This is a genomic window from Sorangiineae bacterium MSr11367, assembly GCA_037157805.1.
Taxonomy (GTDB): Bacteria; Myxococcota_A; Polyangia; order Polyangiales; family Polyangiaceae; genus Pendulispora; species Pendulispora rubella.
The window spans coordinates 2,783,535-2,807,724 of record CP089983.1 but is presented as its reverse complement, the minus strand read 5'-3'; the positions used below and the strand labels follow the sequence as shown (position 1 = coordinate 2,807,724).

Genomic DNA, 24,190 nt, shown 5'->3' with positions numbered 1-24,190 from the left:
CGATGTTACCTCAAAACCTTCCCGCCGGCACGAGCGTCGAGTCGTTCTTCGAAGACGTCTTGCCCGAGGCCCACCGCCGCCTCGTTCCGGCGGACCCGAGCGCAGGCGAGTACGTCGTCGCCATTCGGATGGAAGGCCCCGGCACGGACAGCACGCGTTACGCGTACACGATTCGCGGGCGCGAAATCTCCGTGAAACAGGGCGACGCGTCGGCCGACGTCCAGGCCCACTTGTGGATCGCCGGAGAATACGCCGCGCTGGCTTTTTTCCTGGAGGATTGGAGCGGCCCACGCCGCTTTGCCCCAACCTTCGAGCCGGCCCAAGGTGTCAAGCTCATCACCGATCCGCGGGTACTGAAACGCCTCTCCCAGGCCACCGGCAAGATCGAGCTCGGCCTGGTCGACTTCGAGGGCGGCGCAGGCAACCTGGTCATCTCGGCGGGCGGGGCCAAAAAGCACGCGCTCAAGGACGCCGCCTCGGACGCGGTCATCGAGACACGGGTGTCGGTGTTCGAGAAGCTCCTCGCCGGCAAGCTCGGGCCGGACGAAGCCATTGCGGATTCGCACGTGGCGGTGCGCGGAAAGAAGCTCGTGGCCATGCAGTTCGCCTTCGCGCTCGCACCATTCTTCCCTGCAGCCGCGCGAGAATGATGCTCCGTTCACGCAACCGCTCCCGCGGCCGCCTCACCGCCATCGGTGCCGGTGCCGCCGGCGTGCTCCTCCTCGTCGGCCTCGTCCTCCTCTTGCGCGACCGCGCCGCAACGCGTGCACAATGCACGGAGATGTTGGACCGGTACATCGACATGACCATCGACGCCGATCCGGAGCTCGCCCGCCTCACCCCCGCACAGCGCGAGGCCGCCCGCGAGATGAAGCGCGCGATCCGCAGGGGCGAGAAAAGCTTCGCCCAAGTGCAAGGCAAGTGCGAGTCGGAGGTGCGACGCCACGAATACGACTGCGCGATGCAGGCCAAAACCCCGAACGACTGGGAAGCGTGCCTCGACTAGGTCCACCTCGCGCAGGCTGTCGGTTGGGGCAAAAAGAAGCTAAACTGTCCGGCGATGATGTCGCGTCTTTTGCCCATCGCCCTCGTGGCTGGTTTTCTCGTCGCTTGCGGCAAGTCCACCCCGCCGCCCCGCACAGAAGAGGTGCCCATGGGCACCGAGTCGCAAAAACGTGAGTCCCGCCGTCCGGATCCGGAAAAAGGCGAGGACGTGACGGCCGGTGCTCTGACGCCCGCCCCTGCACCTGCACGCGATGCGGAGGACGAGGCGCCCTTTCCTTCCGCGCCCGCCACCTCGACCCCGTCCAAAAGCAGCTCGAAGGGTGGATCGAAAGCCGGCTCGAAGGGAAGCGTGGCCTCCGGCAGCACGCCAAAGGGCAGCGCCAAAGGCGGCGGCCCGCTCAACAAGGCCGAATGCGACCAGTTGATGGATCGATACATCGACGTGGTGGTCACCGGCGAGGGCGCCCCGCTCAAAGGGATGAGCGGCAAGGAGCTGGACGACGCCCGCAACATGATCAAATCCACCGTGGCATCGGATCCCAACTACAAAGGCATGAAGGAAGCGTGCCTCCGTGACTTGACCAAAGGGCAATACAGTTGCGCCATGAAAGCGCGTGCCATGGAGGAATTTCAGAACTGCATTCGCTGACGCAACTTAGGATGACCGCCATGAACCGAGTCGCCACTGCTGTCCTGCTCTCGTCCGGCATCGTCGCCATGTTCGGCTGCGGAGGTTCGAACGAGGCCCCGCCCGCATCCTCTGCCGGTGCGACCTCGGAGTCATCTTCCGCCATCGCGCAGCTGGCCGACGCGGGCGCCCCCGCCGCGCCCCAGGGGGAGCCGGAGGTCACCACGACCCGCGCGGTGTGCACGGGACGCGACATCGATCTCGACACGGCGCTGATCCAAAAAGTTTGCGAAATCGAGACGGACAAGGACGCGAAGTACCAAGAAGTCGCCAAGGTGCTCGAGGTGAAGGTCAACCTCGGCTCCAAAAAGATCACGCCCGGTTCGCACGTGGACGTGGTGGTCACCTACACCAACAAGGGGCAGTTGCCCCTGGCGCTCGACTTCATGATCGACCCGGTGCCCCGCTTCACGGTGGAGGCGTACGACGCCAAGGGCAAACGGGTCGACGTGCCCAAGGGCGATCCGCCGCCCCCGCCGAAGGACGCGACGGAGCGGCTGCCTTCACCGCAGAGCACCGCGCGGGTCATCATCAGCCCCTTTGGCATCGCGCGCGTGAAGCTCGGATGGGACGCCGTCCGCACGAAGTGGGCGCCGGAGAAGTACAAGGGCACCCCCGTCGAGGTGGGCTATCCGCGCAAACCGGCCGGCCCGCTCCCCGCGGGCAAATACCAACTTCGCATTGCCACACCGCTCGTGCACGTGATGGAGGGCACGGATCACGAGCTCAGCGGACCCAAAGTCGATATCGAGGTTGGTAAATAGTGACGACGATACGCACCATCTTTTTCGGAACCCCTGGCTTTTCGGTCCCCTGCCTCGAGGCCCTCACCGAGGTGGCCACGGTCGTCGGCGTCGTTTGCCAGCCAGATCGCCCGGTGGGGCGCGGGCTCACGCTCACGCCGCCGCCCGTGAAGGTACGCGCCACGGAGCTGGGCATTCCCGTGGTGCAGCCCACCAAATTGAGAACCGGTGCGTTCGGTGCGTGGGTGCGCGCGCAGGCCGTCGACGTCGCGGTGGTCGTTGCCTACGGACGCATTTTGCCGTCGGACGTGCTCGCGGGCCCGCGCCTCGGGTGCCTCAACGTGCACGCGTCGCTCTTGCCGAAGTACCGCGGCGCGGCCCCCATCGCGCGCGCGGTCATGGCCGGGGAAACCGAGACGGGCATCACCTTGATGCAACTCGACGAGGGCATGGACACCGGCAACATGATTGCCAAGTTCCCGACCGCGGTCGGCGAGAACGAGACCGCGGCCGAGCTCGGCGAGCGGATGGCGCGCATTGGCGCAGACGCGCTCCGTTCGAGCTTTGCGGGCTACATCCGCGGAGACTTTCTGCCGGAGAAGCAAGATGATGCCCAGGCAACATTGGCCCCTCCGCTGAAGAAAGAGGAAGGCAAAATCGACTTCACCCTCCCTGCGCGCCGCGTGCACGACCACGTGCGCGGCGTCAATCCATGGCCCGGCGCCATCGCCATGCTGGGCGACAAGAAGGTGAAGATCCACGCCACGCGCGTTTCCGACTTTTCGCGACCGGGCGCCGCCCCGGGCACAGTCATCCTGGCCGACAAAACGCAAGTCGTCGTGGCCGCGGGCGAAGGCGCCTTGGAGCTCGTGACGGTGCAGCTCGAAGGTCGAAAAGCCGTCCGCGCGAGCGACTGGTACCTCGGTCGCGGCGTCGCGGAAAACGACGTCCTCGCGTAGCGGATCTCGCGGGGCTCGGCGGGGTTAGCCGAGCTTCGTCTCGATGCGGATCGTGTTCGACAGTGTCTTGTGCACCGGGCACTTTTCCGCAATTTCGAGCAAGCGGGCGCGTTCGGCTTCGGACAACTCGCCCTCGAGGAAGAGTTCTCGGTGGATGATGAAGGCGTCGGCCGTCTTGTCACCGCGCAGCTCGACGCGAACGGACGTCAGGGGATAGTTTTTTCGCTCCGCGTACATCTTTACCGTCATCGATGTGCAAGCGCCGAGCGCGGCCAGAAGAAACTCGTGCGGCTCGGGCCCGGCGTCCTCCCCGCCCAGCTCCGTCGGTTCGTCGGCGTGGAGAAGGTGCGGGCCGATCTCGATGTTCTGTCGAAACTTCGCCGAATCACCGAAGACGTTCACGGGTCGCATCCCACGAATATAGGTGCCGAGCCGCGCCCCTCCAAGACCAACAACCATGCCGTCACCAGAAGCGCGGAGCGCGTCCGTTCTCTCTGGCGCATCGGAGACAAAGGCCCAAGTATGTTTCGGCCGTGCCGAAGCGCCTCACGACCCGGGTCCACACCCGCGACGACCGCGAAACAGCCTTGGAGCCGTTTCATGAGCCCGTGCGCGCGTGGTTCGAGCGGGCGCTCGGTAAGCCGACTCGTGCGCAAGCTCTGAGCTGGGGCCCCATCGCGCGGGGCGAGTCCACCTTGCTCCTGGCCCCCACCGGCTCCGGCAAAACGCTGGCCGCGTTTCTCTGGGCCATCGATGCGCTGATGTGGACGACCCCGCCGTCGCCGCCATCGTCGGGCAAGCAAACCATTTCGCGCATGCCCACGCGAACGCCCCAGCGCGGCATCCGTGTACTTTACATCTCTCCGCTGAAGGCCCTCGCGGTCGACGTGCAGAAGAACCTCGAGCGCCCGCTCGCGGGCGTCCTCGAAGAGGCCCGGCAGCGCGAAACGGTGGTGCACGAGCCCACCGTGGTCGTGCGCACGGGCGACACCACGCCGGCCGAGCGCGCGCGGATGAAACGGCACCCGCCGGACATCCTCATCACGACGCCGGAGTCGCTCTACTTGATGCTCACATCGGCGGCGCGCACCATCCTGGCGGACGTCCAAACCGTGATCTTGGACGAGATCCATCAGCTCGCACCGACGAAGCGGGGCGCACACCTCGCGCTCTCGCTCGAGCGGCTCGAGGCGTTGCGCGCGCAGTCCGCGGCTTCACGAGAGAAGCGCGCCCCCATCCAACGTATCGGTCTTTCCGCGACGCAGCGCCCACTCGAAGAGGTGTCGCGGCTCCTGGGCGGATTCAGTGCGGGTGAGAAGCCGCGCCCCGTGACCATCGTCGATGCGAGCGAACCAAAGCGCATCGAGCTGCGCGTCGAGGCGCCGCAGATGGGCGGGGCGACCGCCATGGACGGGGGCGCGACACGGTCGGTCTGGCCCGAGGTGCACGAGCGGCTGCTCGCGCTCATCGGCCAGCATCGCTCCACCATGGTGTTCGTCAACAGCCGTCGCCTGGCCGAGCGCCTCGCGGCCGCCCTCAACGAGCGCGCGGGCACCGAGATGGCGCTCGCGCACCACGGCTCGTTGGCACTCGACAAGCGCACCGCCATCGAGGAGCGCCTCAAGTACGGCGAGCTCCCGGCCATCGTCGCCACGTCGTCGCTCGAACTGGGCATCGACATGGGCGCGGTCGACCTGGTCGTTCAAATCGAGGCACCTCCGTCGATTGCCTCCGGCATTCAGCGCGTCGGACGCGCAGGCCACCATGTCGAGGGCATCTCCACCGGCGTGCTCATTCCCAAGCACCGCGCCGATCTTCTCGCGTGCGCCGCGGCCAGCGCCGCCATGCGCGCGGGCGACGTCGAGGAGACCTTCTACCCGCGTTCCCCGCTGGACGTGCTCGCGCAGCAGATCGTCGCCATCGTCTCGCTCGATACCATGACCGCCGAGGCGCTCTACACGCTAGTGCGCAAGGCGGCGCCGTTCGCCGAGCTCCCGCGTTCGGCCTTCGACGGCGTGCTGGACATGCTCTCGGGGCGCTACCCCTCCGACGAGTTTGCCGGCCTGCGCCCGCGCCTCACGTGGGACCGCAAGAGCGGCAAGCTCACCGCGCGCACGGGCGCGCAGGCCCTGGCCGTCGCCAACGCCGGCACCATCCCGGATCGCGGGTTGTACGGCGTCTTCTTGGCCGACGGCGAAGGCTCCGGCCGGCGCGTGGGCGAGCTCGATGAAGAGATGGTCTACGAGCTTCGCCCGGGCGAAATCTTCCTTCTCGGCGCCTCGTCGTGGCGCGTGGAGGAAATCACCACCGAGAAGGTGCTCGTCTCCCCCGCCGCGGGCCATCCCGGCAAGATGCCTTTCTGGCGCGGCGATCGCGCGGGCCGCTCGCGCGCCTTCGGCGATGCCATCGGTGAGTTGACCCGCACCGTGGCCCGCTTGGAGCCCGAGGCCGCGGCCTCACGCCTCGTGAAGAAACACGGCCTCGACGAACCGGCCGCCCAGAGCTGCGTTCAGTACGTGCGCGACCAGATCGACTTCGCCGGCGACGTTCCCACCGATCGCGCCTTGATCATCGAGCGGTTCGTGGACGAAGTGGGCGACTTCCGCATTTCCATCTTGAGCCCCTTCGGTTCGCGCGTGCACGCGCCCTGGGCCACGTGCGTCATCGCACGGCTGCGGGCGGAGCATGGCGGCGAGGCGGACGTCATCTTCAACGACGACGGCATCGTCTTCCGCGTGACCGGCACCGACGAACCACCGCCCACCGAGCTCTTTCTCCCGCCGTCGGAAAGCGTGGAGGAATTGGTCACCGGGGCCCTCGGACAGAGCGCCCTCTTCGCCGCGCGCTTCCGCGAAAACGCCGCGCGGGCGCTGCTCCTTCCGCGGCGCCAAGTCGGCAAGCGCACCCCGCTCTGGGCACAGCGCCGGCGCGCACGCGATCTGCTGAGCGTCGCCTCCCGCTTTCCGAGCTTTCCCATCTTGCTCGAGACGTACCGTGAATGCCTGCGCGACGTGTTCGACCTGCCGGGCCTCGTCGACGTGCTCCGGCGCATCGAAACGCGGAAGATGCATGTTGCCACCATCGACACGAACCGCCCCTCGCCCTTCGCGGCGTCGCTGCTGTTCATGTTCGTGGGCAACTTCATGTACGAGAACGATGCGCCGGTAGCCGAGCGGCGCGCGCAGGCGCTCACCATCGACCATGCGCAGCTTCGCGAGCTGCTGGGCGACGACGAGCTGCGCAAGCTGCTCGATCCGGAGCTGGTGCGCGAGCACGAGCGCTTCTTGCAGCACCTCACCTACCCGGTCCGCCACCTCGATGGACTGCACGATCTCTTCCTCGCCGTGGGCGATCTCACGCTCGACGAGGTCAACGCACGGCTCGACCCCGATGCAGCGGTGGGCAAGGACGGCCCCGCGAGCGGGTCCTCGGCAGCCGCCGAGTGGCTCGAGGAGCTGGTCACCACGCGACGGGTGATCGCCGTGGAGATCGCGGGCCAAAAGCGCTACGCGGCCATCGAGGACGCCCCGCGCCTGCGCGATGCCGTGGGCGCCGTGCTGCCGCGGGGCATCGCGTTCGAGCTGCTCGAGTCGGTGGGCGATCCCGTGGGGGATCTCGTGGCGCGCTACGCACGCACGCACGGCCCTTTCACCGCGGAGGCCGTGGCCCAACGATTCGGCTGGGGGCCCGCCGTGGCCATCGTCACCTTGGAGCGCCTTATCGCCGAAGGGCGCGTCGTGCAAGGCGCTTTCACCATCGGGCGCGAAGACACGAACGAGTTTTGCGACGCCGAGGTCCTTCGCACCCTGCGGCGCAAGGCGCTCGCGCGGCTGCGGCGCGAGGTGGAGCCGGTCGACGCCGACGCGCTCGGTCGCTTCCTCCCCGCATGGCAAGGCGTGGGGCGCAGACGCCGCGGCCCGGAGGCGCTGCTCGCAGCCGTCGCGCAGCTCGAAGGCTGCCCGCTGCCGGCCTCCGTGCTCGAGAGTGAAATCCTCCCTGCACGCGTCGAGGGCTTCCGCCCGTGGGATCTCGACGCGCTCTGCGCATCGGGCGAGGTCACCTGGGCAGGCATCGAGGCCTCCGGCCAGAGCCAGAGCGACGGCCGCATCGCGCTCTACCTCGCGGAAAACGAACCGCTGCTCGCGTTGCCGTCGAAGCCCTGCGAGGGCAAGGTCCACGCGCGCATCCGCGATCTCCTCACACGCCGCGGCGCCGTCTTCTACAAGGACATGGCGCGCGAAGTCGGCGGCTTCCCCGGCGAGATCAAAGATGCCCTCTGGGACATGGTCTGGGCCGGCGAGGTCACCAACGACACCTTGGAGCCGTTGCGAAGCCTGCAGAATGCACGCAGTTCCGAATCCTCGCGCCGTCGCCCCGGAGCCATCGGATCCATGGATTTGCAGCGCCGAGGACCGCCGGGCACGGAAGGCCGGTGGTCCCTGCGCAGTGCGCGCGCCGCCAGCCCGCCACCTTCGCCCACGGCGAAACGCACCGCGCTCGCACGCGCCCTGCTCGAACGATACGGCGTGGTCACACGCGAGGCCGTGCAGGCGGAGCACATCGCGGGCGGCTTCTCCGCGGTCTACGACGTGTTCAAGGCCATGGAAGAAGCCGGCAAGATCCGCCGCGGCTACTTCGTGGCCGGCCAGGGCGCCGCACAATTCGCCTTGCCCGGGGCCGACGAGCGCTTGCGCAGCTTCCGCTCCCCCGAGGACGATCCCCGCTCCTTCATCCTCGCCGCCACCGACCCCGCCAACCCCTACGGCGCCATCCTCCCGTGGCCCAGTCTTGGTTTGCCTGGTTTGCCTGGGCAGAACGCAGAGGCCCAACGCGGGGGCCCCAAGCGAACCGCCGGCGCCTGGGTCGTCATCTGCGACGGCAAGTTGCTCGGCTACCTCGGCCGCGGCGCCGACTCGCTGCTGACCTTCCTCCCGGCCCACGAGCCCGCGCGCGGCAGCGCCGAGCGCGCCTTGGCCGAAGCGCTGGGACGCCTGGTCGACTCCGGCCAGCGCAAGGTGCTCTTCATCACCACCATCGACGGCATCTCCGCGAACACGAGCAACCTGGCCAGCGCCTTCACGCGCGCCGGATTCCGCTTCACGGGGCTCGGATTCATGCGCCGGCGCACTCTGGAATACGACGGCGAGGAGGACGCATGACCGCACGCGCCGAGTCCTTCATCGACGAGATGAAGGAAGAGTTTCCCACCTTCGAAATCTTGAAGAAGCGCGACAGCACCATGCAGCGCGCCATCCACCACGCCCTCGTGCTGTTGACCTTGGGCCGGATGCGCACGTACCTCACGCAGTACCATACGGTGCTCTTCGGCAAGCTCTGGGTGCCCGACAGCTTCGACACGATGAGCGACGCCGATCGCTACATCCTGTTGCGCCACGAACGGGTCCACCTTCGCCAGCGAAAGCGTATGGGCGATATCCCCATGGCCTTCGTCTACTTGATCCCGTTCTTTCCCCTCGGCTTGGCCTACGGCCGGGCGCGCATCGAGTGGGAGGCCTATGCGGAAACCATCCGGGCCACCTACGAGGTCTTCGGCCTCCCCCACGCCAAACTGCTCCGGAAGCACATCGTCGACCGCTTCGCCGGGCCCGACTATGGCTGGATGTGGCCTTTCCGCCGAGCCGTCGGCCGCTGGTTCGACGACGTCATTGCCGATTTGGCAGCCGAGTCGGCGAGCCAGGGCTAGATTCAAGCTAGTTTCAGGTACGGGAAGCGACTAGTTTCGCTCGAGAACATGAAGAAATCCGCGCGCGAAAAAGAGGTGACGGCGAACATCGTCTTCATGGCCCTCTTGGGGACGGCGACGCTGCTCTTCATCGGCGCCATCCACGCCGTCTTCCTGTTCGCCCCCATCGAGAAGACGATGGGCATCGTCCAGAAGATCTTCTACTTCCACGTCCCCAGCGCGTATTCGATGTACATCGGCGCCGCGGCGTGCTTCTTCGGGTCGGCGGCTTACCTGATTCGCCCGACGGACGCGCGCGATGCCTTGGCCCGCGCCGGTGCCGAGATGGCCGTGGTGTTCGGCGCCATCGTCCTCACCACCGGCCCGCTCTGGGCGGCCAAGGCCTGGGGCTATTATTGGACGTGGGATCCGCGGCTGACGACGTCGCTCCTGTCCGTCCTTATTTACGTGGCATACCTGGTCCTTCGCGCCTTCACCGGTGACGGCGAAGGCGAGCGCCGGTTTGCCGCCGCACTCGGCATTTTGGGCGCCGCCAATCTGCCCATCATCCATTTCAGCGTTCAAAAATGGAGCGGGCAACACCCGGCGGTCATCACCGGCAAGGGCGGCGGGTTGGACCCCGACATGCGCACCACGCTGCTCCTCGCCTTCCTCGCCTTCACCGTATTTGCGATTGCCCTGCTCTGGGCGCGCGTTCGGCTCGAGGTGGCGAAAAGCCGTCTCGCCCGCGCCGAGGAAGACGCCATCGACCTCGGTCTCGACGACCGTCACGATTCCGACTCCGAAGAAGTGCCTCCCCGCCACGCTAGGACCGACGCATGACCGTGCAACATTCAAGCAGCCCCGCAACCGGGTCTGGGGCCAATCCTCAGGAGTCCGCAACCCCCGGCACCCAGTTTCAGGCCGTCGACGCCGGGGGCGAAACCCGAAGCGGCTCCACCCTCATGGTGGAAGCTTACGTCGTCCTCTGGGTCATCCTCATGGGATGGATTCTCTTGTTGTGGCGCAAGCAGGCCGCGCTCAACGCCCGCATCGACGACCTAGACCGCGTGCTCGACAAGGCCGCGGCGAAACAGGGATCCAAATCTTGACGGTACCCCGCCGCGCTCCCCGCGGCGGGTCTCGCCCTTCTGTCGCTTGAGGCGGCTCAGGCCACCTTGATGATCGGCAGCTCGACGGACACCCGGTCGGAGCTGGGGGTCTCGTCCATGGTCACGCGAACGGGGCGTTCGCTAACGACAAGGTGGGTGCTCGACGGCGAGCGCATCGTCGGGGGAACCTCTTCCTCTTCCTCGAAGAGGCCCACGGCGTTCACCACGTCCACATGGGACACCAAGCCGATCTCGAACGCACCCGATCCCGCCGGGGCCACGACAGCCGGGAACGGCATTCCCGTGCACGGGCTAACGGACTCGGACACGACCGGTTGGGAATCGAAGGGCTCGTAGCTCGGCACCTCATCGAAAGATCCCTCGAAGTGCACGGCGGCGAGCGCCGCCTCATACTCCGCGAGCTCCTCGGCGAGGGCGGTGGCAGTGAGAGTAGGTGGGAGCAGATCGACTGTATCGAAGTGGCCTTCGGACATCGCACCTAATCGATGTGCGAGAAACGATCCAACTCTGGTAGCGCCCGATTTTAGCGTTTTATTAAGTGTGCATCGGAAGTGGTATTCAAGTGCGCGTGCAAATCGGAACGCTTTCGACACGCGCTCGCCCCGAGAGGCGCAAACCTTCTAACACGCCCACATGCGTTCCAGAAGTGTGACAAAGGTTCAATGACTCCCGAACATCTGATTTTCATCCCCGGTGTTCTCCTCATCGGAGTGACACTCGGTTACATCTTCGGCACGCGCGTCGCGCGCGCCGACATCGAACGAAGGCAAAAACGCGCGAGGGAATGAACCCAATTCCCTGACACGCGCACTGTCCACTGGCACGCCCGAGGAGCACCCGATCATGATCGATTTCGAGTTGAGCGAGGAGCAGCGAGCACTTATCGATACGGCGCGTCGCTTTGCACGCGAGCGGATCATTCCCATCGTGCCCGAATGCGATCGCGAGGCCCGCTTCCCGCGTCATATCTTCGAAGAAGCCTGGAAAATCGGCCTCGTAAACCCGACGCTGCCGGGTGAATACGGAGGCCAAGGGCTCTCCGACGTGGACTCCTCGTTCATCACCGAGGAACTCGCCTACGCGTGCACGGGAATTCAAACCAGCATGACGGCGAATACATTGGGCCTCACCCCGATTCGCCTGGGCGGCACCGAAGAACAGAAGAAGAAGTACCTCGGCTGGCTGTCGTCGGAGCCTGTCATGTGCAGCTACGCCACCACCGAGCCGGCCGCCGGAAGCGACGTGGCGGGCATTCAGACGCGCGCCGTCAAAGACTCGGGAGGCGGTTACGTCCTCAATGGGACCAAGTGTTGGATTACCAACGCCTCGCTCGCGAGCTTCTACACGATTTTCGCCACGGAGAATCCCGAGTTGCGCCACAAGGGAATTGGCGCCTTCATCGTCCACCGCGATGCCGTGGGGCTCAAAGTTGGCAAACACGAGGATAAAATGGGACAGCGCGCCAGCGACACCTGCCAGGTGATGCTGGACGACGTGCACGTTCCCGCCTCGCAGGTCTTGGCGCCGCCCGGCCATGGATTCAAGCTGGCGATGGAGACGTTCAACCAGACGCGCCCCGACATTGGCGCCATCGCCGTGGGGCTCATGCGCCGCTGCCTCGACGAGAGCGTGGCCTACGCGAAAGAGCGAAAAACCTTCGGTGTGCCAATTGGCCAACACCAATTGGTCCAAGCGATGATTGCCGAAATGGCCATTCGCATCGAGGCCACGAGTCTGCTCGTGCGCAAGGCGGCGTGGAACCTCGACAAGGGCATTCGCAACCCGATTGTCTCGAGTTACGCGAAGGCATTCGGGGCCGACGCGGCGATGCAAAGTGCGCTCGACGCCGTGCAGATCTTCGGCGGAAATGGTTACGTGAAGGAGTACCCCGTCGAGAAATTAATGCGCGACGCAAAGGTGCTTCAAATTTACGAGGGCACGAGCCAGATCCAGCGCATCATCATCGCCCGTCACGCCCTTGGCACCGGGTGATGGGTCGGTTCGCGCCACGCACGATGTGTCTCTTTGTTAGCGGCGCATGCGCATGCGCGTGCTTGTTGGGCAGCGGCAGCGGCTGCGCCAGCGGAGGGAGCCGTGACGTGGTGACCGAGTCACGAGATGTGCGCGGCGTCGATCCGGCCAATGCGCCCGCCGCCGCGCCATCGAGCGATGCCTACGAATACGTCGCCCGCCGTCCGCTCACCACGGTCGGGCTGGCCGAGGGCCGTGGCTTGCCCCGCGAGATTGCGCAGCGCGCGACCGATTCCGTCGCCGACGCGATGCAACGCTGCGGCGCCGATGCCGCGGCCCAAGGAAAATGGGCCCGCGGCGCCGCCCGCGTGGTCGCGCGCATCGCACCCGATGGGAATCTATCGGGCCTCCAGGTCAGCAAGGTTTCCCCCGGCGCCAACGTCGCCGCCAACGTGATCCTCTGCTTCATCGCACCGATCAAAGCGCTGACGTTTCCCCCCGCCGACACCGACGCCGGAGTCACCCAACGGGGCATCGCCTTCGAAGCGGCGTGGGGCGGCTAAAAGCGCTCGATTTGCTACGCTGTGGCCGTGCAGCGTTGGGAAAGTGAACCGCCAAGACGCCAAGAACGCCAAGATCTACGGGGTGTGAATCACGCGTTTGATACCGCGTCGAAGAACTGGCACGTTGAAGGAAATTAGGAGGCCGACCGCAAGTCGGCAGGCCTTCAAGTAGGAGATCACCTGCGCGACGTGAATGGGCGCGATAGCCTCCACGGCCTTGAGCTCGACGATAAGGCACTCGCCCACGAGCAGGTCCAGGCGTGCTTCTCCAACGGTTTTTCCCTTGTAGGCAACGCCAACCGGCACCTGCCGGGCAAAGGGGACTCCGCGCAACGACAGCTCGAAGCAGAGCGCCTCCTCGTACACCGATTCGAGAAAGCCTGGGCCGAGCAGGCGATGCACTTCTAGCGCCGCTCCAATCCACGCGATGGCAGAGCGCATCGACGTCCCTGCCCGGTTCATTTCTTGGCGTTCTTGGCGTCTTGGCGGTTCATCACAACAGCCAATCGACACACGACAAGCCAAGGTTGCGCCCCGGACCCCCGTTTTGGCTATTAACGCGGTTCGGTGGCCACCACGCGGGCGAGCATGTCGGGGGAGAGCAACGTAGACGGCGGCTCGAGCATGTGGACCACTCGAAGGACGCAGCGCGCGACCTCGGGATCGCGGGCGGCGGTGGCATGGACGCGATCCATGTAGGAATGCATGAAGTCCATGTCCGCGGGGCGCGTTCCCTCCACCTCGGGGTAGCGCATGTCTTCGCGCGTGGCACTTTGCCATGCGACGTCCGTAATTTTGGCCATCTCGTCGCGGAGGCAATGCGAGAAACCACGGAGACAGCCTTCGCGTCGTTGCTTTTCCAGGCATGCATCGAGGACGAGGGCGTGCAGGGCACTTATCGTGATGCCCTGGCCGTAAATCGGATTGACGCTGCAGACGGCGTCGCCGATGACCGCGAGCCCCTCGGGGAAGCGGGTCAATCGTTCGTAACAACGACGTTGGTTCGACGGAACCTTGTAGTGTGCAATATCACCGAGCGGTGCGAGTGATTCGACGGTGCCGATCACGTCGGGAACCGGCAAGCTTCGTGCGAAGTCGAGAAAACCTTTTTCGTCGCCCGGCGGATGGTCGTAAAGCCAACCGATGAGCGACACCATCCAACGCTCCCCCTCGATCGGTATCACCATGCCGCCGCGTTTGGCCGGCCTGCTCGGCAGCACGAACAAGCCTTTCCACTCCGGTGGGCGCGTTCCGCGCGCCCCAGTTCGCGAATAGATGCGCGTGGCATAGCCCACGTGCATGCGCACCTCGCATTGCTCCGGCGCGGGGTAACCGAGCGCCTTCAGCCAGCGGGGCAGCCGCGAGGCCCGCCCGCTCGCGTCGACGACGAGCTCCGCATGCAAGAGCTCCTCGGCTGTCCCGTTCGTCCCGTCGCGGCGCACCTTCACGCCCGCTATCGCGCCGCCGTCCGCCGTGGGCACCAACTCGACGGCGTCGCACGATGCGAGCACGCGCACGTTGGGCCGCGCCATCGTACGCCGGGCCACGCGCCATTCGAGCAAGGGCCGGCTCATGAACGGTGCGGACACACCACTCGGAAACGGCGTTTTGAATCGCCCCGAATGGTACTGGCGAAACTCCGACCCCATATCCATCCAGGTGGCGCCGGCCTCCCGCAGCTCCTCTTCCAAGCCGGGAAAGAGGCTCTCGAAGATCTGCCATCCGCGGCTCAGCAGCCCATGCGCGTGACGGCCGTGCGGCACCGCCTTGCGCGGCTCGGGCCCTTCGTGGAGCGTATCGCGCTCGATCACGGTGACCTCGGCGAAGTGCTCCGAAAGCACACGCGCCGCGAGCATACCCGACAGACTCCCCCCTACGACAATCGCGTGACGGTACGGTTCGCGGCGCGCACAGGGAGAACCCACGATGGACAGATGGCCACCGCAGGTGCCTCGCGCAAACCCTCTCGCAAGCGGAAGCGGACGAAATCTTTAGTTCCCGATCCAGACGCCGCGTTGGTTGGCCGTGTACACCTCTTGACGCAGTCGCGCCTCCTTCAAGTCGAGCCCCTTGCCCCGTTCGCCGCGGCGCCGGCGGTTCTTGATGAAGGCCAATTCCACCAAGGCGAGTTGCTTGTGGCGGCGCTGACGAAAGGCCGTCCAGCCGCGCGACATGAGGGTCGCCCAATTTTGCCAGCCGATGGTCACATAGGTGCTCACCAGGGCAAGCTCGCGCGGATGGATCAAGCCGCCCACTTCCCCGGCGAGCTCACGGATGACGATGGTGCGATCGCGCACGACGAGCACGGCGAGCAGGACGAAGAAGAAGAGAACGATGACCCAGGTGATGAGGATCATGATGACCGCCCCCTCCTCACCGAAGAACGTGGGCAGGCCGTTGTGGAAGGCGTGCATGGCCACCGCCATGATGTAGCCGCCGATGGGCGCCGCGATTTTGACGAACCAACTGCGCGACTCGGCGGCGATGCCGAACCCTAGGCCCGTGCAGGCGGTGAACGTGCAATGCGAGAGGCCGAGAAGAACGGTCCGCAGGATGAACAGGACGACGAATCCCCCCACCCCTGCCTCGGCGAACTGGTTGGCCACGTAGAGGATGTCCTCCGTCAACGTGAAGCCGAGACCGATGATGCCTCCATAGATGGCGCCATCCAGCGGGCCGTCGAACTCGCGCAGGCCCATGGCGCTGATACCGGCGACAAGCGCCACACCGATGCCCTTGAAGCCTTCCTCGAAGACGGGGGCGAGCACGGTGGCGCCGAAGGCCTGGATGCCGGGATCGTCTTCGGCCGCGCCGGTGAGGTTGCTCGCGATCGTTTCGCCGATGTGGCTGGAAAAGCCACCGCCGAGCGTGGCGAAGAGCGCACCCCAGACGAAGGCGGCGATGAGAAGCCACCAGGGCTCCGGCTCGAAGCGGTCGCACCAGCGCACCAGCAGCGCGTAAAGGATGACCAGCGGCGTGACGAAAACGAGTCCCAGAACGATCCCGACGAACATGCGCTACCGCGTAACGTAGCGGATTGCTCTGCTGGCTAGTATAGAGATCCGCCGAGATCGAATTCGTGCCCGAGCGCGAAACCCGAATCCGAACCGCGCGTAGGCCGGGGTCATGCGTACACGGATGACTTTCTTGTTCCCTTCAGGCCTGCTCGGCTTGGCCGCCATCGCTTGCGGCGGCTCGAGCACCAACGGTCGACCCGCGCAGACCGCCGCGGTATCCATGGACATGCCCGACGCCTTCATCGAACGCGACACCGGCAGCACACGCGTGAAGATCCATTACACGGACGAAGGCCACGGTCTTCCCGTGCTGCTCTTGCACGCGTACCCCGTCCAAGGCCCCATGTTTCGGCCGCAAATCGCTGCACTGGGCTCGAAATACCGCTTCATCGTGGTCGACCATCGCGGCTTCGGAAAATCCAGCACCTCACGCTCGGCCCAGGACGCAACGCCCATGGCGGAGATGGCCGACGATGCGCTGGCCGTGCTCGATGCGCTGAAGATCGATCAGGCGGTCGTGGGCGGCGTTTCCATGGGCGGATACGTCGCCATGGAGGTGCTCCGCCGCGCACCGCACCGCGTGAAGGGCCTCGTTCTCTCGGACACGCAGTCCGGGGCGGACGACGACGCAGGGCGCGCCAAACGGGAGGACGCCGCGAAGAAGGCGCTGGAGTCGGGCATGCAGGGCGTGGCCGACGCCATGGTGCCGAAGCTTCTCGCGCCGAGTGCGCCGGCGGACACGCGGGCGCGCGTCACCGAGTGGATACTCGGCAACTCGCCGGAGGGTGCGGCCGCCGCGCAGCGCGGCATGGCGAAACGAAGCGACAGCGCCGACGTGCTCTCGCACTACGAGGGCCCGGCGTTGGTGCTGGTGGGGGAGAAGGACGAACTCATTCCGCCCGAGAAGGCGAAGACGATGGCCGCCCAGTTGAAGCATGCCACGCTCGCGGTGATCCCCCGAGCGGGGCATTTGCCGAACATCGAGGCGCCGGACGAATTCAATCGGGAACTGGATGCCTTCCTGAGTCGAATTCGTCCTTGATGCCCCGGCGGACCGTATTGGGCGGTTTTATTTGATTGCGGTTCGTTGGGCGTCGGCCGCGCGCATCGCTTCCACTTCGGCGGATTCTTCGGCTTTTTGAACCCGCCAGAGGAGGAAGAGTGGTGGCCCCATCAGGATGAGCGCCGGGAGCAATGCTACGAGCGCCATGCCCATGGCGAACGTGAGCATGCCGCCGAATGCAATCAGGGTGATGACCAGAAAAATGCCAAATAACACCTTACTCATGGTCATCGCACCAAGAGGTGGGTGGGGGCCAAGAGCAAATACATGATGCCGAGTGTGGCCACGAGGGCCACGAGGATCGCCACCATGGCGAGAACCAATGCATGGGAGCGCTCTTTCCGTATGACATCGAGCGCCTCGGGAACGTCTCCCCCATATGCAAATATGGGGTGATCATGCGCCTTCGCGTGAGCCATGACTCGCCTCCTCTGTTTCGGCTGGGGCCGTCGGGCGAAGGGTAAAAAGAAGCACGTTCCGCACCGCGAGCGGCGCACCCGTTGCTTGATGCAGCGGGATGAACACGACGCAACCCTACCCGCCGCCCCCTGTCGAGGTCCCGTCGCAAAATCCAGGGGAACAACCGATACACCGGCCCATCCCCGACCAGCCGATCCACGCCCCCATTCCACCCGCAGCACCCGAACCCCCGCTCCCCGAAGAAGAGCCGCCCCAAGAAGTGTGAGGCGAAATGCAACAAGGGTGGCGAAATGGATAATGGCTAAAAATGAGAGGAGAGATTGAACATGAAGGCGGGAAGGCGGGAAGTTTTTGTTGTTTTCAATTGGCTCAGTGAGCCAATTGAAAACAAAAACACCAGCGTTCCGTGCCGGGGCACGCCGTAAGTCCTTCCCGCCTTCCCGCCTTCATGTAAACCCTCTCTCAGCCGTACGCGCCGAGTTTGCCTTTGGAGCGGGCGGCCAGGGCGCGCATGACTTCGACGACGAGGCGCTCGGGTGAGGAGCGGCCGATGGCGGCCGAGAGACCCAAGACGGTCGCGCGTGCACCCGATACGCGATCAGCATCGTCGACGACGGCGAGGATGGGGACGACGGTATCCTCGAGTTTCGCGCAAAACTCGCTGAAAGACGCGTCTTCTTCGTGCTCCACGATGTTCATGTCGAGAAGCACCAAGGACGGTGACGACTCACGCACATGATCGACGGCGTCCTCCAAGTCGGTCGCGCCGAGGGTCGTAAAGCCAGCACCATCGAGCACGCTTTTCACCACCTTGCATCGCGCTTCGTCGCAATCGACGTAAAGAACGAGAGGTGCCTTCGGACGTGTCGCGGAGCGTTCCTGTCGAAACGAGGGCGGCGAACGATCCATGAGCCGAAAAGCTTAGCGCGTCCTCGCAAAGCCTAAAGCGCAAGCATGCGTTTCCATCGCTTCGGGTGCGTCGTTTACGCGCTGCGCTGTCGTATTTTTCGGCAGCCGCAGCGCTCTACGGACGAGCTGCGAGCTGCCCGCATGCCGCGCCGACGTCCGATCCACCGCTGTATCGCTTGTGTGTGAACACACCGCGCTGTCGCAGGATCTCGCGGAATCGATCCTCGCGCTCGATCGGTGTGCGCGTAAACGGATCATCGTCTTCGTCGATGCGGTTGTACGCGAGAATCGAGAGACGTGGGCGCACGCCCGAGCGCTGCGCGAAGTCGAGCACGCGATGGGCAAGGGCCTGGGCGTGCTCCTCGCCGTCGTTCACGCCGTGGAGCAAGGTCATGGCCCACATCGGCGACAAGCCCGTCGTTCGAGCGTGCTCGATGGCGGCGTCGAGGACCGCATCCAGTGAGAAGCTGTCGTCGATGGGCATCAAGCGGCGACGCGCCTCGGGGATGGCGCTTCCCAGCGAGAGTCCGAGGCGCACCTTGGGGAGTTCGCGCGCGAGGCGTCGAATGCCCGTCGGCAGCCCGGAGGTGCACACGGTGATGGCGCGCGCATCGATGGCTTGCGCGCTGGGATCGCAAAGTACGCGGATGGCCTCGATGACCCGGTCGAGATTGGCCATGGGCTCGCCCATGCCTTGAAAGACGACGCCGTGCACGCGCTCCCCAGGGCCGAGGCCGCGGCGTACCCAGCGCACCTGCTCCACGATTTCCCAGGACTCGAGATTGCGGCGCAGCCCGAGCCTCCCGGTCGCGCAGAAGGTGCACGCGAGCGCGCAGCCGACCTGCGAGCTCACGCACACCGAGAAGCGACCGGGCCGCTCGAGCGGGATGCGGACCGTCTCGAACAACTCGTCTTTCGAGTCGTCCATGTTGGCGCGCCGGAGCAGCAGTTTGCGAAACGGGTCGAGCCGGCTCGATTCTTCACGGACCAAGGCGAGCGCGGGGACATGGCCGTGTGTACGCACGGCCTCCATACTCACGCGACGAACTTCGGCCAGCGGGACGCCCAGATCGCGGTCGCGGTGGACCGCACTGACGATTTTGCGAGCCTCTGCGAGCGAAATCGCCAACGATTCGGCGAGCGCGACAGGGGTGAGACCTTGAAGGGCGAGCATCCGTTTGCCTGGTTTGCCTGGAGGGAGGCCTGTATAGCTCGGGAACGGGTTCTCTTCACGTGGCATGTGCTACGTTTCGCCCGACTTCGACCATGTTCGGAATGAGCTTCGGCGAGCTGGTGGTGTTGATCGTGGTGGCGATCGTCGTCATTGGCCCCAAAGAATTGCCCAAAATGCTCGGGAAGCTGGGACGCTTCGCCGGAAAAATGCGGCGCATGGCGTCGGAGCTGCGCTACCAAAGCGGCATCGACGAGGTGCTCCGAGCCGAAGGCATCCAGGAGAATCTGACGGAGATCCGCAAGCTCGCACGCGGAGAGCTCGATCAGATCACCGAGGCTGCGCGCATGCCCACGGCGAAGCCCTTCGATCCCGATCCCGCGGCGGCCCCCGCCCCCGTGCCCGCGGGAATCCCGGGAACGGAAACCGCGGCGGCCGCGGCGGTCGCACCTGTCGCGTATGGCGGCGATCCCTACGGTAGCCATGGAGATTTCTCCGGCCTGGTGGGCGCACGCGATCGCGAGTACCCGCGCGAGGGTGCCGACGACTACGGCGCCCTGCCGGATACGGCGTTCATGTATACGCAAGGATTCGAACCGAGCGCGCTTGCCAGCGACGCCCTGTACATGACGGGCGATCCGAACGGCATCGTCGTTCCCCCACCCGCGCCGCCACCTTCCGAGCACGCCGAGCCTTCCGAGCAGCAGCAGCACGTCGAACCTTCCGATCCCACCGACTCCTCCGAGCAGCAGCCGCCGTCCCCATGAGCGCCGAGACCGAGAGCGACGAGTCGTCGCAAGAAGCACTCCCCGAGGCCGACATCAAGATGACCATCTGGGAGCATCTCGGCGAGCTGCGCGTGCGCGTGTTTCGCGCGGCCGGGGCGCTCTTGCTATGCACCGTCGGGTGCTGGGGCTTCCGCGAGCGCATCCTCGCGTGGTTGATGCGCCCTTACGAGCAGCAGTGGATCGCGCGCAAGTTCCCTGGACCGCCCGAGCTCATGACCTTGGGCCCGGCCGACGTCTTCGTCGGGTACATGCGCATGTCGCTCGTGGGCGGCGCCATCCTCGCGGCGCCGGTCATCTTTTATCAGCTGTGGTCGTTCATCAGCCCGGGGCTGTATTCGCGCGAGAAGCGCTTCATCGTGCCCTTCGTCTTCTTCTCGACGTTCCTCTTTTTGTCGGGTGTCGCGTTCGCGTACTACGTCGCGTTTCCCTTCACGTTCAGCTACTTCTTCTCGCTGCTCGGCCAGATCAGCGAAGCGGGCACGGTGCTGACGCAGCGACCCACCCTCGAGCTCTATCTCGACTTCGCGACGACCATGCTGTTGGCCTTCGGCTTCGTCTTCGAGCTGCCGCTGTTCATCACCTTCTTGTCCATCGCGGGCCTGGTCACGCCGAAGCAGCTAGTGAAATTCAGCCGCTGGGCGATCCTGCTCTCGTTCATCGTGGGCGCCATCGTCACGCCGGGACCTGAAATCTCGAGCCAACTCGCCGTGAGCCTCGCGCTCATCGTTCTCTACTTCTGCTCCGTCGGCATCTCCTTCTTCGTCGCCCCGAAGCGCAACTTGGACGACGACGACAGCGCGAAGAAGGAAACCTGAGGATTTCACAGGAAGACGGGAGGACGGGAAGGACTTACGGCAGGGACAGCACGGAACGCTTTTTTGAGGGTTCCAGTTCGCCCAGTGGGCGGATTGGAACCCCCCAAAAAACTTCCCGTCTTCCCGTCTTCCTGTGAATTCGCTCTTTAGCGGAGGTCTTCCGGGATCGGCACCGAGAGGCGGCGGGCGTCGAGCCAGAGGCCCTCGAGATCGTAGAGGCCGCGCGTCTCGTCTTGGAAGATGTGGACGACGACGTCGCCGAAGTCCATGAGCACCCAGTTGGCGTGGGGCAGGCCTTCGACCGAGAGCGGGCGGCGGCTCTTCTTGCGCAAGGCTTCCTCGATGCCCTGCGAGAGCGCGACGACTTGGCGATCGCTTCGACCCGTCATCAAGACGAGGAAGTCCGCGTAGTCGACCTTGCCGGCGACATCGAGGATCTCCAGGCCGACCGCCTTCTTGTCGAGGGCGGCCACGGCGATGGCAATGGCCGTCTGGCGCGCTTCATCGCTCGCGACGCTGGTCGATTCCACGGGCGGAGTGCGCAGCGCCTTCTTCGTCTTCGGGCCCGCGGCAGCTTTCGCTCCCGCAGCGACCTTCGGCCCCAATGCGGCCTTCGCGCCCAGGGCTCGACGGGGTGCGAGGTGCGGAGTCTCGTCCTCCGTGCCCTTCGCGGGTTTCACTGTTTTCGCCGCCCGGGGAGGAGCGCCATGGGAGGAGCGGATGCGAGGCTCCCCGGTGCTCGTGCGCTTGGGCGGACCGCTTCGGGTCGTTTTGTCTTTCGTGGAGGCCAAAGTCCCTCCGGCTTACCTTGTTTGCCCGCTTCCGTTCAAGAGCCACTTCATCGTGGTGAGCGCTTCCAGACCCATCGGTCCGCGCCAGTGCAGCCGGCTGGTCGCAATTCCAATCTCGGCACCCAAGCCGAGTTCCCCACCATCGTGGAAGCGCGTGGACGCGTTCACGGCCACACACGCCGCGTCGACCTCGCGCCGGAAACGCTCCGCGTTCGCGTCATTTTTCGTGCAAATCGCCTCGGTATGGCCCGAGCCAAAGCGCGCGATGTGCTCCAGCGCGCCGTCCAAGCCGGACACGACCCGCACCGCCAGCACGCGATCGAGGAACTCGGTCCCCCAGTCTTCGTCGGTCGCCGGGCGCGCCTCAGGGACCAGGGCCCGCGTGCGCTCGTCGCCGCGGAGCTCGCAACCACCGGCCAAAAGCGCCGCCGCCACCTTGGGTAGGGTGCGCGCGGCGTCGGCCTCGTCGACCAAGAGGCACTCGAGGGCGTTGCACACGCCGGGACGGGAGAGCTTCCCGTTCACCACGAGCTTTTCGGCCATGTCGAGGTCGCAGCCCGCGTCCAAGTACAGGTGGCAGACACCTTTGTAGTGCTGCACCACCGGCACCCGGGCATGCTCCGTCACGAAGCGGATGAGCGCTTCGCCGCCGCGCGGAATCACCAGGTCCACGGTCTCGCTCTGTTGCACGAGGACGCGCACCGCATCGCGGTCGGTAAACGGAATCACCTGCACCGCATCGCGCGGAAGGCCCGTCGCTTCCAGCGCGTCGGCAATCACGGCGGCGAGCGCGCGGTTCGAGTGCAGTGCCTCGGAGCCACCCCGCAGCACGATGGCGTTGCCCGATTTGAGGCAGAGCGTGCTCGCCTCCACGGTGACGTTGGGGCGCGCTTCGTAGATCATCGCCACCACGCCGAGCGGAACGCGAACGCGCGACAGCTCGATGCCATTGGCGAGGGTGCGCTGCTCGATGATGCCGCCCACCGGATCGGGAAGCTCGGCCACCTCTTCGACGGAGACGGCCATGGCCTCGAGCCGCTTGTCGTCGAGCGCGAGCCGATCGAGCAAGGCCCCGCGCGTTCCACGCTGGCGCGCGTTCTCGAGATCCAGCGCGTTCTGCTCGAGGATTTCCGGCTTGCGCGCGCGCAGGCCGGCGGCGATGGCCCTCAGCGCTTGGTCCTTGATGGCGCGCTCGCGTGGGCCCAGGCTCCTCGCGGCACGGCGCGCAAGGGCGCAACGGGATGCAATTTCAGAGGCGAGGGTGGCATCCTCGATGCCGGCGGTCCGAGCAGTCACCCGCACAGGTTAACCCGAGCGTTACCGCTCGTCGAGATAGCGCGCCAGGCCCTGGACCATGGGCCCCATCTTGGGACTCTCCGGAACGACCCGCGGCGGTGTACCGAGCGAACGCAACGTTTCCGCGCACGTCGGCCCCACCGCCACGACCACGGAGAGCTCGTTGAGGGCCTTCACCAGCGCCTCGCGCTTCCCGATTTCATCGGCAATCGCAAAGAGATGGCGCGCCTGCACTTGCGTGGTGAACGCGACCGCACCGATCTGGCCGGCGATGATCTCCCCCACCAGCGCGGCGAGCGGCGCCGTGTCCTCGGGCAGCTCCCACGCGTACAGCAAGAGCTCCACCACCACGGGGCTCTTGGCCTTGACGGCGTCGACCAGCACGTCGCTGCGCTCGCCGTGATGCACCACCAGCGCCGCCTCCAGCGGAAGGGGCTCCGTGGCATCGAGCGACTCGATGGCGTCGAGCAGCTCGCGCGTCGTGTGCGGCGAGGCCGCGCGCACCGACACCGGCATGCCGAAGCCCTTCAACGCGGCCACTGGCTTGGGCCCGCGGCATACGTTGATGGCGCGCCGGAGGATCGCCTCCAGATCCGCCTTTCGACCGAGTTTTTCCGCCATGGCGAACAGCGCCTCGACCCCGACGCCGGTGGCGAAGATCGCCACCGGACGCGGCACCGAGCCGAAGCGATCGAGCGCCGCCGCGACATCGTCGAGCGGCTCGCGCGGGGTCTCTCGCATCGCCGGCACCGAATGCGGCTCGCCACCGTTGCGCCGAACGAGGTCGGCCAGTTCGCTGCTGCGCCGCGCTTCGAGCAGCGCCACGCGAAGTCCATTCAGGGCAGTCGTGTCCCCCATGTCAGACATGGAGTAACACATCGCCGGCGCTGTTGACCTCCACTTCGTAGGTCCGCAGCGCCTCACAGGTGCCATTTTTCGGGCACCCCGTGTGCAAGTCGAACGTGTACGCGTGCAGCGGGCAGATGACCTGGTGCGCGCCCACGATGCCGTCGGCAAGCGGCCCCTGCTTGTGCGGGCAGCGCGCCTGCGTGGCAAAGACGCCGCCGGTCCGCGTTCGGAAGACGGCCACCTCGTGCTCACCTGCGCGGTACGCGCGTCCCTCGCCAAGGGCGATGCGATCCACCGGCCCGAGATTCCACGTCGTCATGGCTTCA

The 24,190-nt window shown here is 65.9% G+C and carries 27 protein-coding genes; 14 read left to right on the top strand and 13 right to left on the bottom strand.

Annotated features, from left to right (window positions below):
* Positions 1–2: 2 nt before the first annotated feature.
* Genes LVJ94_11265 through fmt form a run of 5 tightly spaced genes read left to right on the top strand, consistent with a single transcriptional unit; the run spans position 3 to position 3,395 of the window.
* A complete protein-coding gene (locus tag LVJ94_11265) occupies positions 3–650 on the top strand; it encodes an SCP2 sterol-binding domain-containing protein (protein ID WXB07810.1) in 648 nt (215 codons plus the stop codon).
* The gene (locus LVJ94_11260; protein ID WXB07809.1) at positions 647–1,006 is read left to right on the top strand and encodes a hypothetical protein; all 360 of its coding nucleotides are present in this window, start codon (positions 647–649) and stop codon (positions 1,004–1,006) included. Before LVJ94_11265 ends, LVJ94_11260 begins: the two co-directional genes overlap by 4 nt.
* A 54-nt stretch (positions 1,007–1,060) precedes the next feature.
* Positions 1,061–1,654 (top strand): hypothetical protein, encoded by a 594-nt coding sequence (locus LVJ94_11255; protein ID WXB07808.1) that lies wholly within the window; start codon positions 1,061–1,063, stop codon positions 1,652–1,654.
* 20 nt (positions 1,655–1,674) lie between these two features.
* The gene (locus tag LVJ94_11250) at positions 1,675–2,457 is read left to right on the top strand and encodes a hypothetical protein (protein ID WXB07807.1); all 783 of its coding nucleotides are present in this window, start codon (positions 1,675–1,677) and stop codon (positions 2,455–2,457) included.
* A complete protein-coding gene (gene fmt / locus LVJ94_11245) occupies positions 2,457–3,395 on the top strand; it encodes a methionyl-tRNA formyltransferase (GenBank protein ID WXB07806.1) in 939 nt (312 codons plus the stop codon). The genes LVJ94_11250 and fmt overlap by 1 nt, the downstream gene beginning before the upstream one ends.
* Positions 3,396–3,419: 24 nt before the next feature.
* On the opposite strand, the gene LVJ94_11240 is transcribed toward fmt, so the two are convergent.
* Positions 3,420–3,806 (bottom strand): OsmC family protein, encoded by a 387-nt coding sequence (locus tag LVJ94_11240; protein ID WXB07805.1) that lies wholly within the window; start codon positions 3,804–3,806, stop codon positions 3,420–3,422.
* Positions 3,807–3,928: 122 nt separating this feature from the next.
* Here LVJ94_11240 and LVJ94_11235 point away from each other — a divergent pair, with 122 nt between their 5' ends.
* The 4 genes from LVJ94_11235 to LVJ94_11220 are packed head-to-tail and all read left to right on the top strand — an operon-like array spanning position 3,929 to position 10,190.
* Entirely contained in the window at positions 3,929–8,554 is a 4,626-nt protein-coding gene (locus LVJ94_11235) for a DEAD/DEAH box helicase (GenBank protein ID WXB07804.1), read from the top strand.
* Entirely contained in the window at positions 8,551–9,099 is a 549-nt protein-coding gene (locus LVJ94_11230; protein WXB07803.1) for a hypothetical protein, read from the top strand. Before LVJ94_11235 ends, LVJ94_11230 begins: the two co-directional genes overlap by 4 nt.
* A 48-nt stretch (positions 9,100–9,147) precedes the next feature.
* A complete protein-coding gene (locus LVJ94_11225; protein ID WXB07802.1) occupies positions 9,148–9,921 on the top strand; it encodes a cytochrome c biogenesis protein in 774 nt (257 codons plus the stop codon).
* On the top strand, positions 9,918–10,190 hold the full coding sequence (locus LVJ94_11220) for a hypothetical protein (protein ID WXB07801.1): 273 nt from the start codon (positions 9,918–9,920) through the stop codon (positions 10,188–10,190). The genes LVJ94_11225 and LVJ94_11220 overlap by 4 nt, the downstream gene beginning before the upstream one ends.
* Positions 10,191–10,246: 56 nt before the next feature.
* Here the strand turns inward: LVJ94_11220 and LVJ94_11215 are convergent, their stop codons facing one another.
* Positions 10,247–10,684, bottom strand: a complete 438-nt coding sequence (locus tag LVJ94_11215; protein WXB07800.1) for a hypothetical protein — start codon at positions 10,682–10,684, stop codon at positions 10,247–10,249.
* Positions 10,685–11,054: 370 nt separating this feature from the next.
* On the opposite strand from LVJ94_11215, the gene LVJ94_11210 reads away from it, so the two are divergent.
* Positions 11,055–12,203 (top strand): acyl-CoA dehydrogenase family protein, encoded by a 1,149-nt coding sequence (locus LVJ94_11210; GenBank protein WXB07799.1) that lies wholly within the window; start codon positions 11,055–11,057, stop codon positions 12,201–12,203.
* 110 nt (positions 12,204–12,313) lie between these two features.
* Positions 12,314–12,745, top strand: coding sequence for a hypothetical protein (locus LVJ94_11205; protein WXB07798.1), 432 nt, complete (start codon positions 12,314–12,316; stop codon positions 12,743–12,745).
* 75 nt (positions 12,746–12,820) lie between these two features.
* Here the strand turns inward: LVJ94_11205 and LVJ94_11200 are convergent, their stop codons facing one another.
* The 3 genes from LVJ94_11200 to LVJ94_11190 form a co-directional block, all read right to left on the bottom strand.
* The gene (locus tag LVJ94_11200; protein WXB07797.1) at positions 12,821–13,186 is read right to left on the bottom strand and encodes a GxxExxY protein; all 366 of its coding nucleotides are present in this window, start codon (positions 13,184–13,186) and stop codon (positions 12,821–12,823) included.
* A gap of 113 nt (positions 13,187–13,299) precedes the next feature.
* Complete coding sequence (locus tag LVJ94_11195; GenBank protein WXB07796.1) at positions 13,300–14,601, bottom strand: hypothetical protein; 1,302 nt, start codon at positions 14,599–14,601, stop codon at positions 13,300–13,302.
* 135 nt (positions 14,602–14,736) lie between these two features.
* Positions 14,737–15,759, bottom strand: coding sequence for a PrsW family intramembrane metalloprotease (locus tag LVJ94_11190; GenBank protein ID WXB07795.1), 1,023 nt, complete (start codon positions 15,757–15,759; stop codon positions 14,737–14,739).
* 229 nt (positions 15,760–15,988) lie between these two features.
* Here LVJ94_11190 and LVJ94_11185 point away from each other — a divergent pair, with 229 nt between their 5' ends.
* Positions 15,989–16,804, top strand: coding sequence for an alpha/beta hydrolase (locus tag LVJ94_11185; GenBank protein WXB10704.1), 816 nt, complete (start codon positions 15,989–15,991; stop codon positions 16,802–16,804).
* Positions 16,805–16,831: 27 nt separating this feature from the next.
* On the opposite strand, the gene LVJ94_11180 is transcribed toward LVJ94_11185, so the two are convergent.
* The 4 genes from LVJ94_11180 to LVJ94_11165 all read right to left on the bottom strand — a co-directional run bounded on the left by LVJ94_11180 (position 16,832) and on the right by LVJ94_11165 (position 19,328).
* Positions 16,832–17,056, bottom strand: coding sequence for a hypothetical protein (locus LVJ94_11180; protein WXB07794.1), 225 nt, complete (start codon positions 17,054–17,056; stop codon positions 16,832–16,834).
* Positions 17,053–17,244: a hypothetical protein gene (locus LVJ94_11175; GenBank protein WXB07793.1), complete on the bottom strand. Its 192-nt coding sequence runs from the start codon at positions 17,242–17,244 to the stop codon at positions 17,053–17,055. Before LVJ94_11175 ends, LVJ94_11180 begins: the two co-directional genes overlap by 4 nt.
* Before the next feature lie 463 nt (positions 17,245–17,707).
* Positions 17,708–18,154, bottom strand: a complete 447-nt coding sequence (locus LVJ94_11170) for a hypothetical protein (GenBank protein ID WXB07792.1) — start codon at positions 18,152–18,154, stop codon at positions 17,708–17,710.
* Positions 18,155–18,269: 115 nt separating this feature from the next.
* Complete coding sequence (locus LVJ94_11165) at positions 18,270–19,328, bottom strand: radical SAM protein (GenBank protein WXB07791.1); 1,059 nt, start codon at positions 19,326–19,328, stop codon at positions 18,270–18,272.
* Between the two features lie 92 nt (positions 19,329–19,420).
* Here LVJ94_11165 and tatB point away from each other — a divergent pair, with 92 nt between their 5' ends.
* Both tatB and tatC read left to right on the top strand, forming a co-directional pair.
* Positions 19,421–20,092, top strand: coding sequence for a Sec-independent protein translocase protein TatB (tatB, locus tag LVJ94_11160; protein WXB07790.1), 672 nt, complete (start codon positions 19,421–19,423; stop codon positions 20,090–20,092).
* Positions 20,089–20,928 (top strand): twin-arginine translocase subunit TatC, encoded by an 840-nt coding sequence (tatC, locus tag LVJ94_11155; GenBank protein ID WXB07789.1) that lies wholly within the window; start codon positions 20,089–20,091, stop codon positions 20,926–20,928. Before tatB ends, tatC begins: the two co-directional genes overlap by 4 nt.
* A 146-nt stretch (positions 20,929–21,074) precedes the next feature.
* On the opposite strand, the gene rsfS is transcribed toward tatC, so the two are convergent.
* The 4 genes from rsfS to LVJ94_11135 all read right to left on the bottom strand — a co-directional run bounded on the left by rsfS (position 21,075) and on the right by LVJ94_11135 (position 24,183).
* The gene (gene rsfS / locus LVJ94_11150) at positions 21,075–21,608 is read right to left on the bottom strand and encodes a ribosome silencing factor (protein WXB07788.1); all 534 of its coding nucleotides are present in this window, start codon (positions 21,606–21,608) and stop codon (positions 21,075–21,077) included.
* 123 nt (positions 21,609–21,731) lie between these two features.
* Positions 21,732–23,015, bottom strand: coding sequence for a glutamate-5-semialdehyde dehydrogenase (locus LVJ94_11145; GenBank protein WXB07787.1), 1,284 nt, complete (start codon positions 23,013–23,015; stop codon positions 21,732–21,734).
* A 21-nt stretch (positions 23,016–23,036) separates the two neighbouring features.
* Positions 23,037–23,873, bottom strand: coding sequence for a uroporphyrinogen-III synthase (locus LVJ94_11140; GenBank protein WXB07786.1), 837 nt, complete (start codon positions 23,871–23,873; stop codon positions 23,037–23,039).
* A 1-nt stretch (position 23,874) separates the two neighbouring features.
* A complete protein-coding gene (locus tag LVJ94_11135) occupies positions 23,875–24,183 on the bottom strand; it encodes a nitrite reductase (NAD(P)H) small subunit (GenBank protein ID WXB07785.1) in 309 nt (102 codons plus the stop codon).
* Positions 24,184–24,190: the final 7 nt, after the last annotated feature.

Coding starts and splice junctions, on each gene's coding strand:
- LVJ94_11225 (WXB07802.1), top strand. CDS start 9,148: ATGAAGAAATCCGCGCGCGAAAAAGAGGTGACGGCGAACATCGTCTTC.
- LVJ94_11260 (WXB07809.1), top strand. CDS start 647: ATGATGCTCCGTTCACGCAACCGCTCCCGCGGCCGCCTCACCGCCATC.
- tatC (WXB07789.1), top strand. CDS start 20,089: ATGAGCGCCGAGACCGAGAGCGACGAGTCGTCGCAAGAAGCACTCCCC.
- LVJ94_11215 (WXB07800.1), bottom strand. CDS start 10,684: ATGTCCGAAGGCCACTTCGATACAGTCGATCTGCTCCCACCTACTCTC.
- LVJ94_11170 (WXB07792.1), bottom strand. CDS start 18,154: ATGGATCGTTCGCCGCCCTCGTTTCGACAGGAACGCTCCGCGACACGT.
- tatB (WXB07790.1), top strand. CDS start 19,421: ATGTTCGGAATGAGCTTCGGCGAGCTGGTGGTGTTGATCGTGGTGGCG.
- LVJ94_11195 (WXB07796.1), bottom strand. CDS start 14,601: ATGCTCGCGGCGCGTGTGCTTTCGGAGCACTTCGCCGAGGTCACCGTG.
- LVJ94_11190 (WXB07795.1), bottom strand. CDS start 15,759: ATGTTCGTCGGGATCGTTCTGGGACTCGTTTTCGTCACGCCGCTGGTC.
- LVJ94_11200 (WXB07797.1), bottom strand. CDS start 13,186: ATGCGCTCTGCCATCGCGTGGATTGGAGCGGCGCTAGAAGTGCATCGC.
- LVJ94_11250 (WXB07807.1), top strand. CDS start 1,675: ATGAACCGAGTCGCCACTGCTGTCCTGCTCTCGTCCGGCATCGTCGCC.
- LVJ94_11210 (WXB07799.1), top strand. CDS start 11,055: ATGATCGATTTCGAGTTGAGCGAGGAGCAGCGAGCACTTATCGATACG.
- LVJ94_11135 (WXB07785.1), bottom strand. CDS start 24,183: ATGACGACGTGGAATCTCGGGCCGGTGGATCGCATCGCCCTTGGCGAG.
- LVJ94_11165 (WXB07791.1), bottom strand. CDS start 19,328: ATGCTCGCCCTTCAAGGTCTCACCCCTGTCGCGCTCGCCGAATCGTTG.
- LVJ94_11230 (WXB07803.1), top strand. CDS start 8,551: ATGACCGCACGCGCCGAGTCCTTCATCGACGAGATGAAGGAAGAGTTT.
- LVJ94_11240 (WXB07805.1), bottom strand. CDS start 3,806: ATGCGACCCGTGAACGTCTTCGGTGATTCGGCGAAGTTTCGACAGAAC.
- LVJ94_11180 (WXB07794.1), bottom strand. CDS start 17,056: ATGACCATGAGTAAGGTGTTATTTGGCATTTTTCTGGTCATCACCCTG.
- LVJ94_11140 (WXB07786.1), bottom strand. CDS start 23,873: ATGGGGGACACGACTGCCCTGAATGGACTTCGCGTGGCGCTGCTCGAA.
- LVJ94_11220 (WXB07801.1), top strand. CDS start 9,918: ATGACCGTGCAACATTCAAGCAGCCCCGCAACCGGGTCTGGGGCCAAT.
- LVJ94_11255 (WXB07808.1), top strand. CDS start 1,061: ATGATGTCGCGTCTTTTGCCCATCGCCCTCGTGGCTGGTTTTCTCGTC.
- LVJ94_11265 (WXB07810.1), top strand. CDS start 3: ATGTTACCTCAAAACCTTCCCGCCGGCACGAGCGTCGAGTCGTTCTTC.
- LVJ94_11185 (WXB10704.1), top strand. CDS start 15,989: ATGCCCGACGCCTTCATCGAACGCGACACCGGCAGCACACGCGTGAAG.
- LVJ94_11175 (WXB07793.1), bottom strand. CDS start 17,244: ATGGCTCACGCGAAGGCGCATGATCACCCCATATTTGCATATGGGGGA.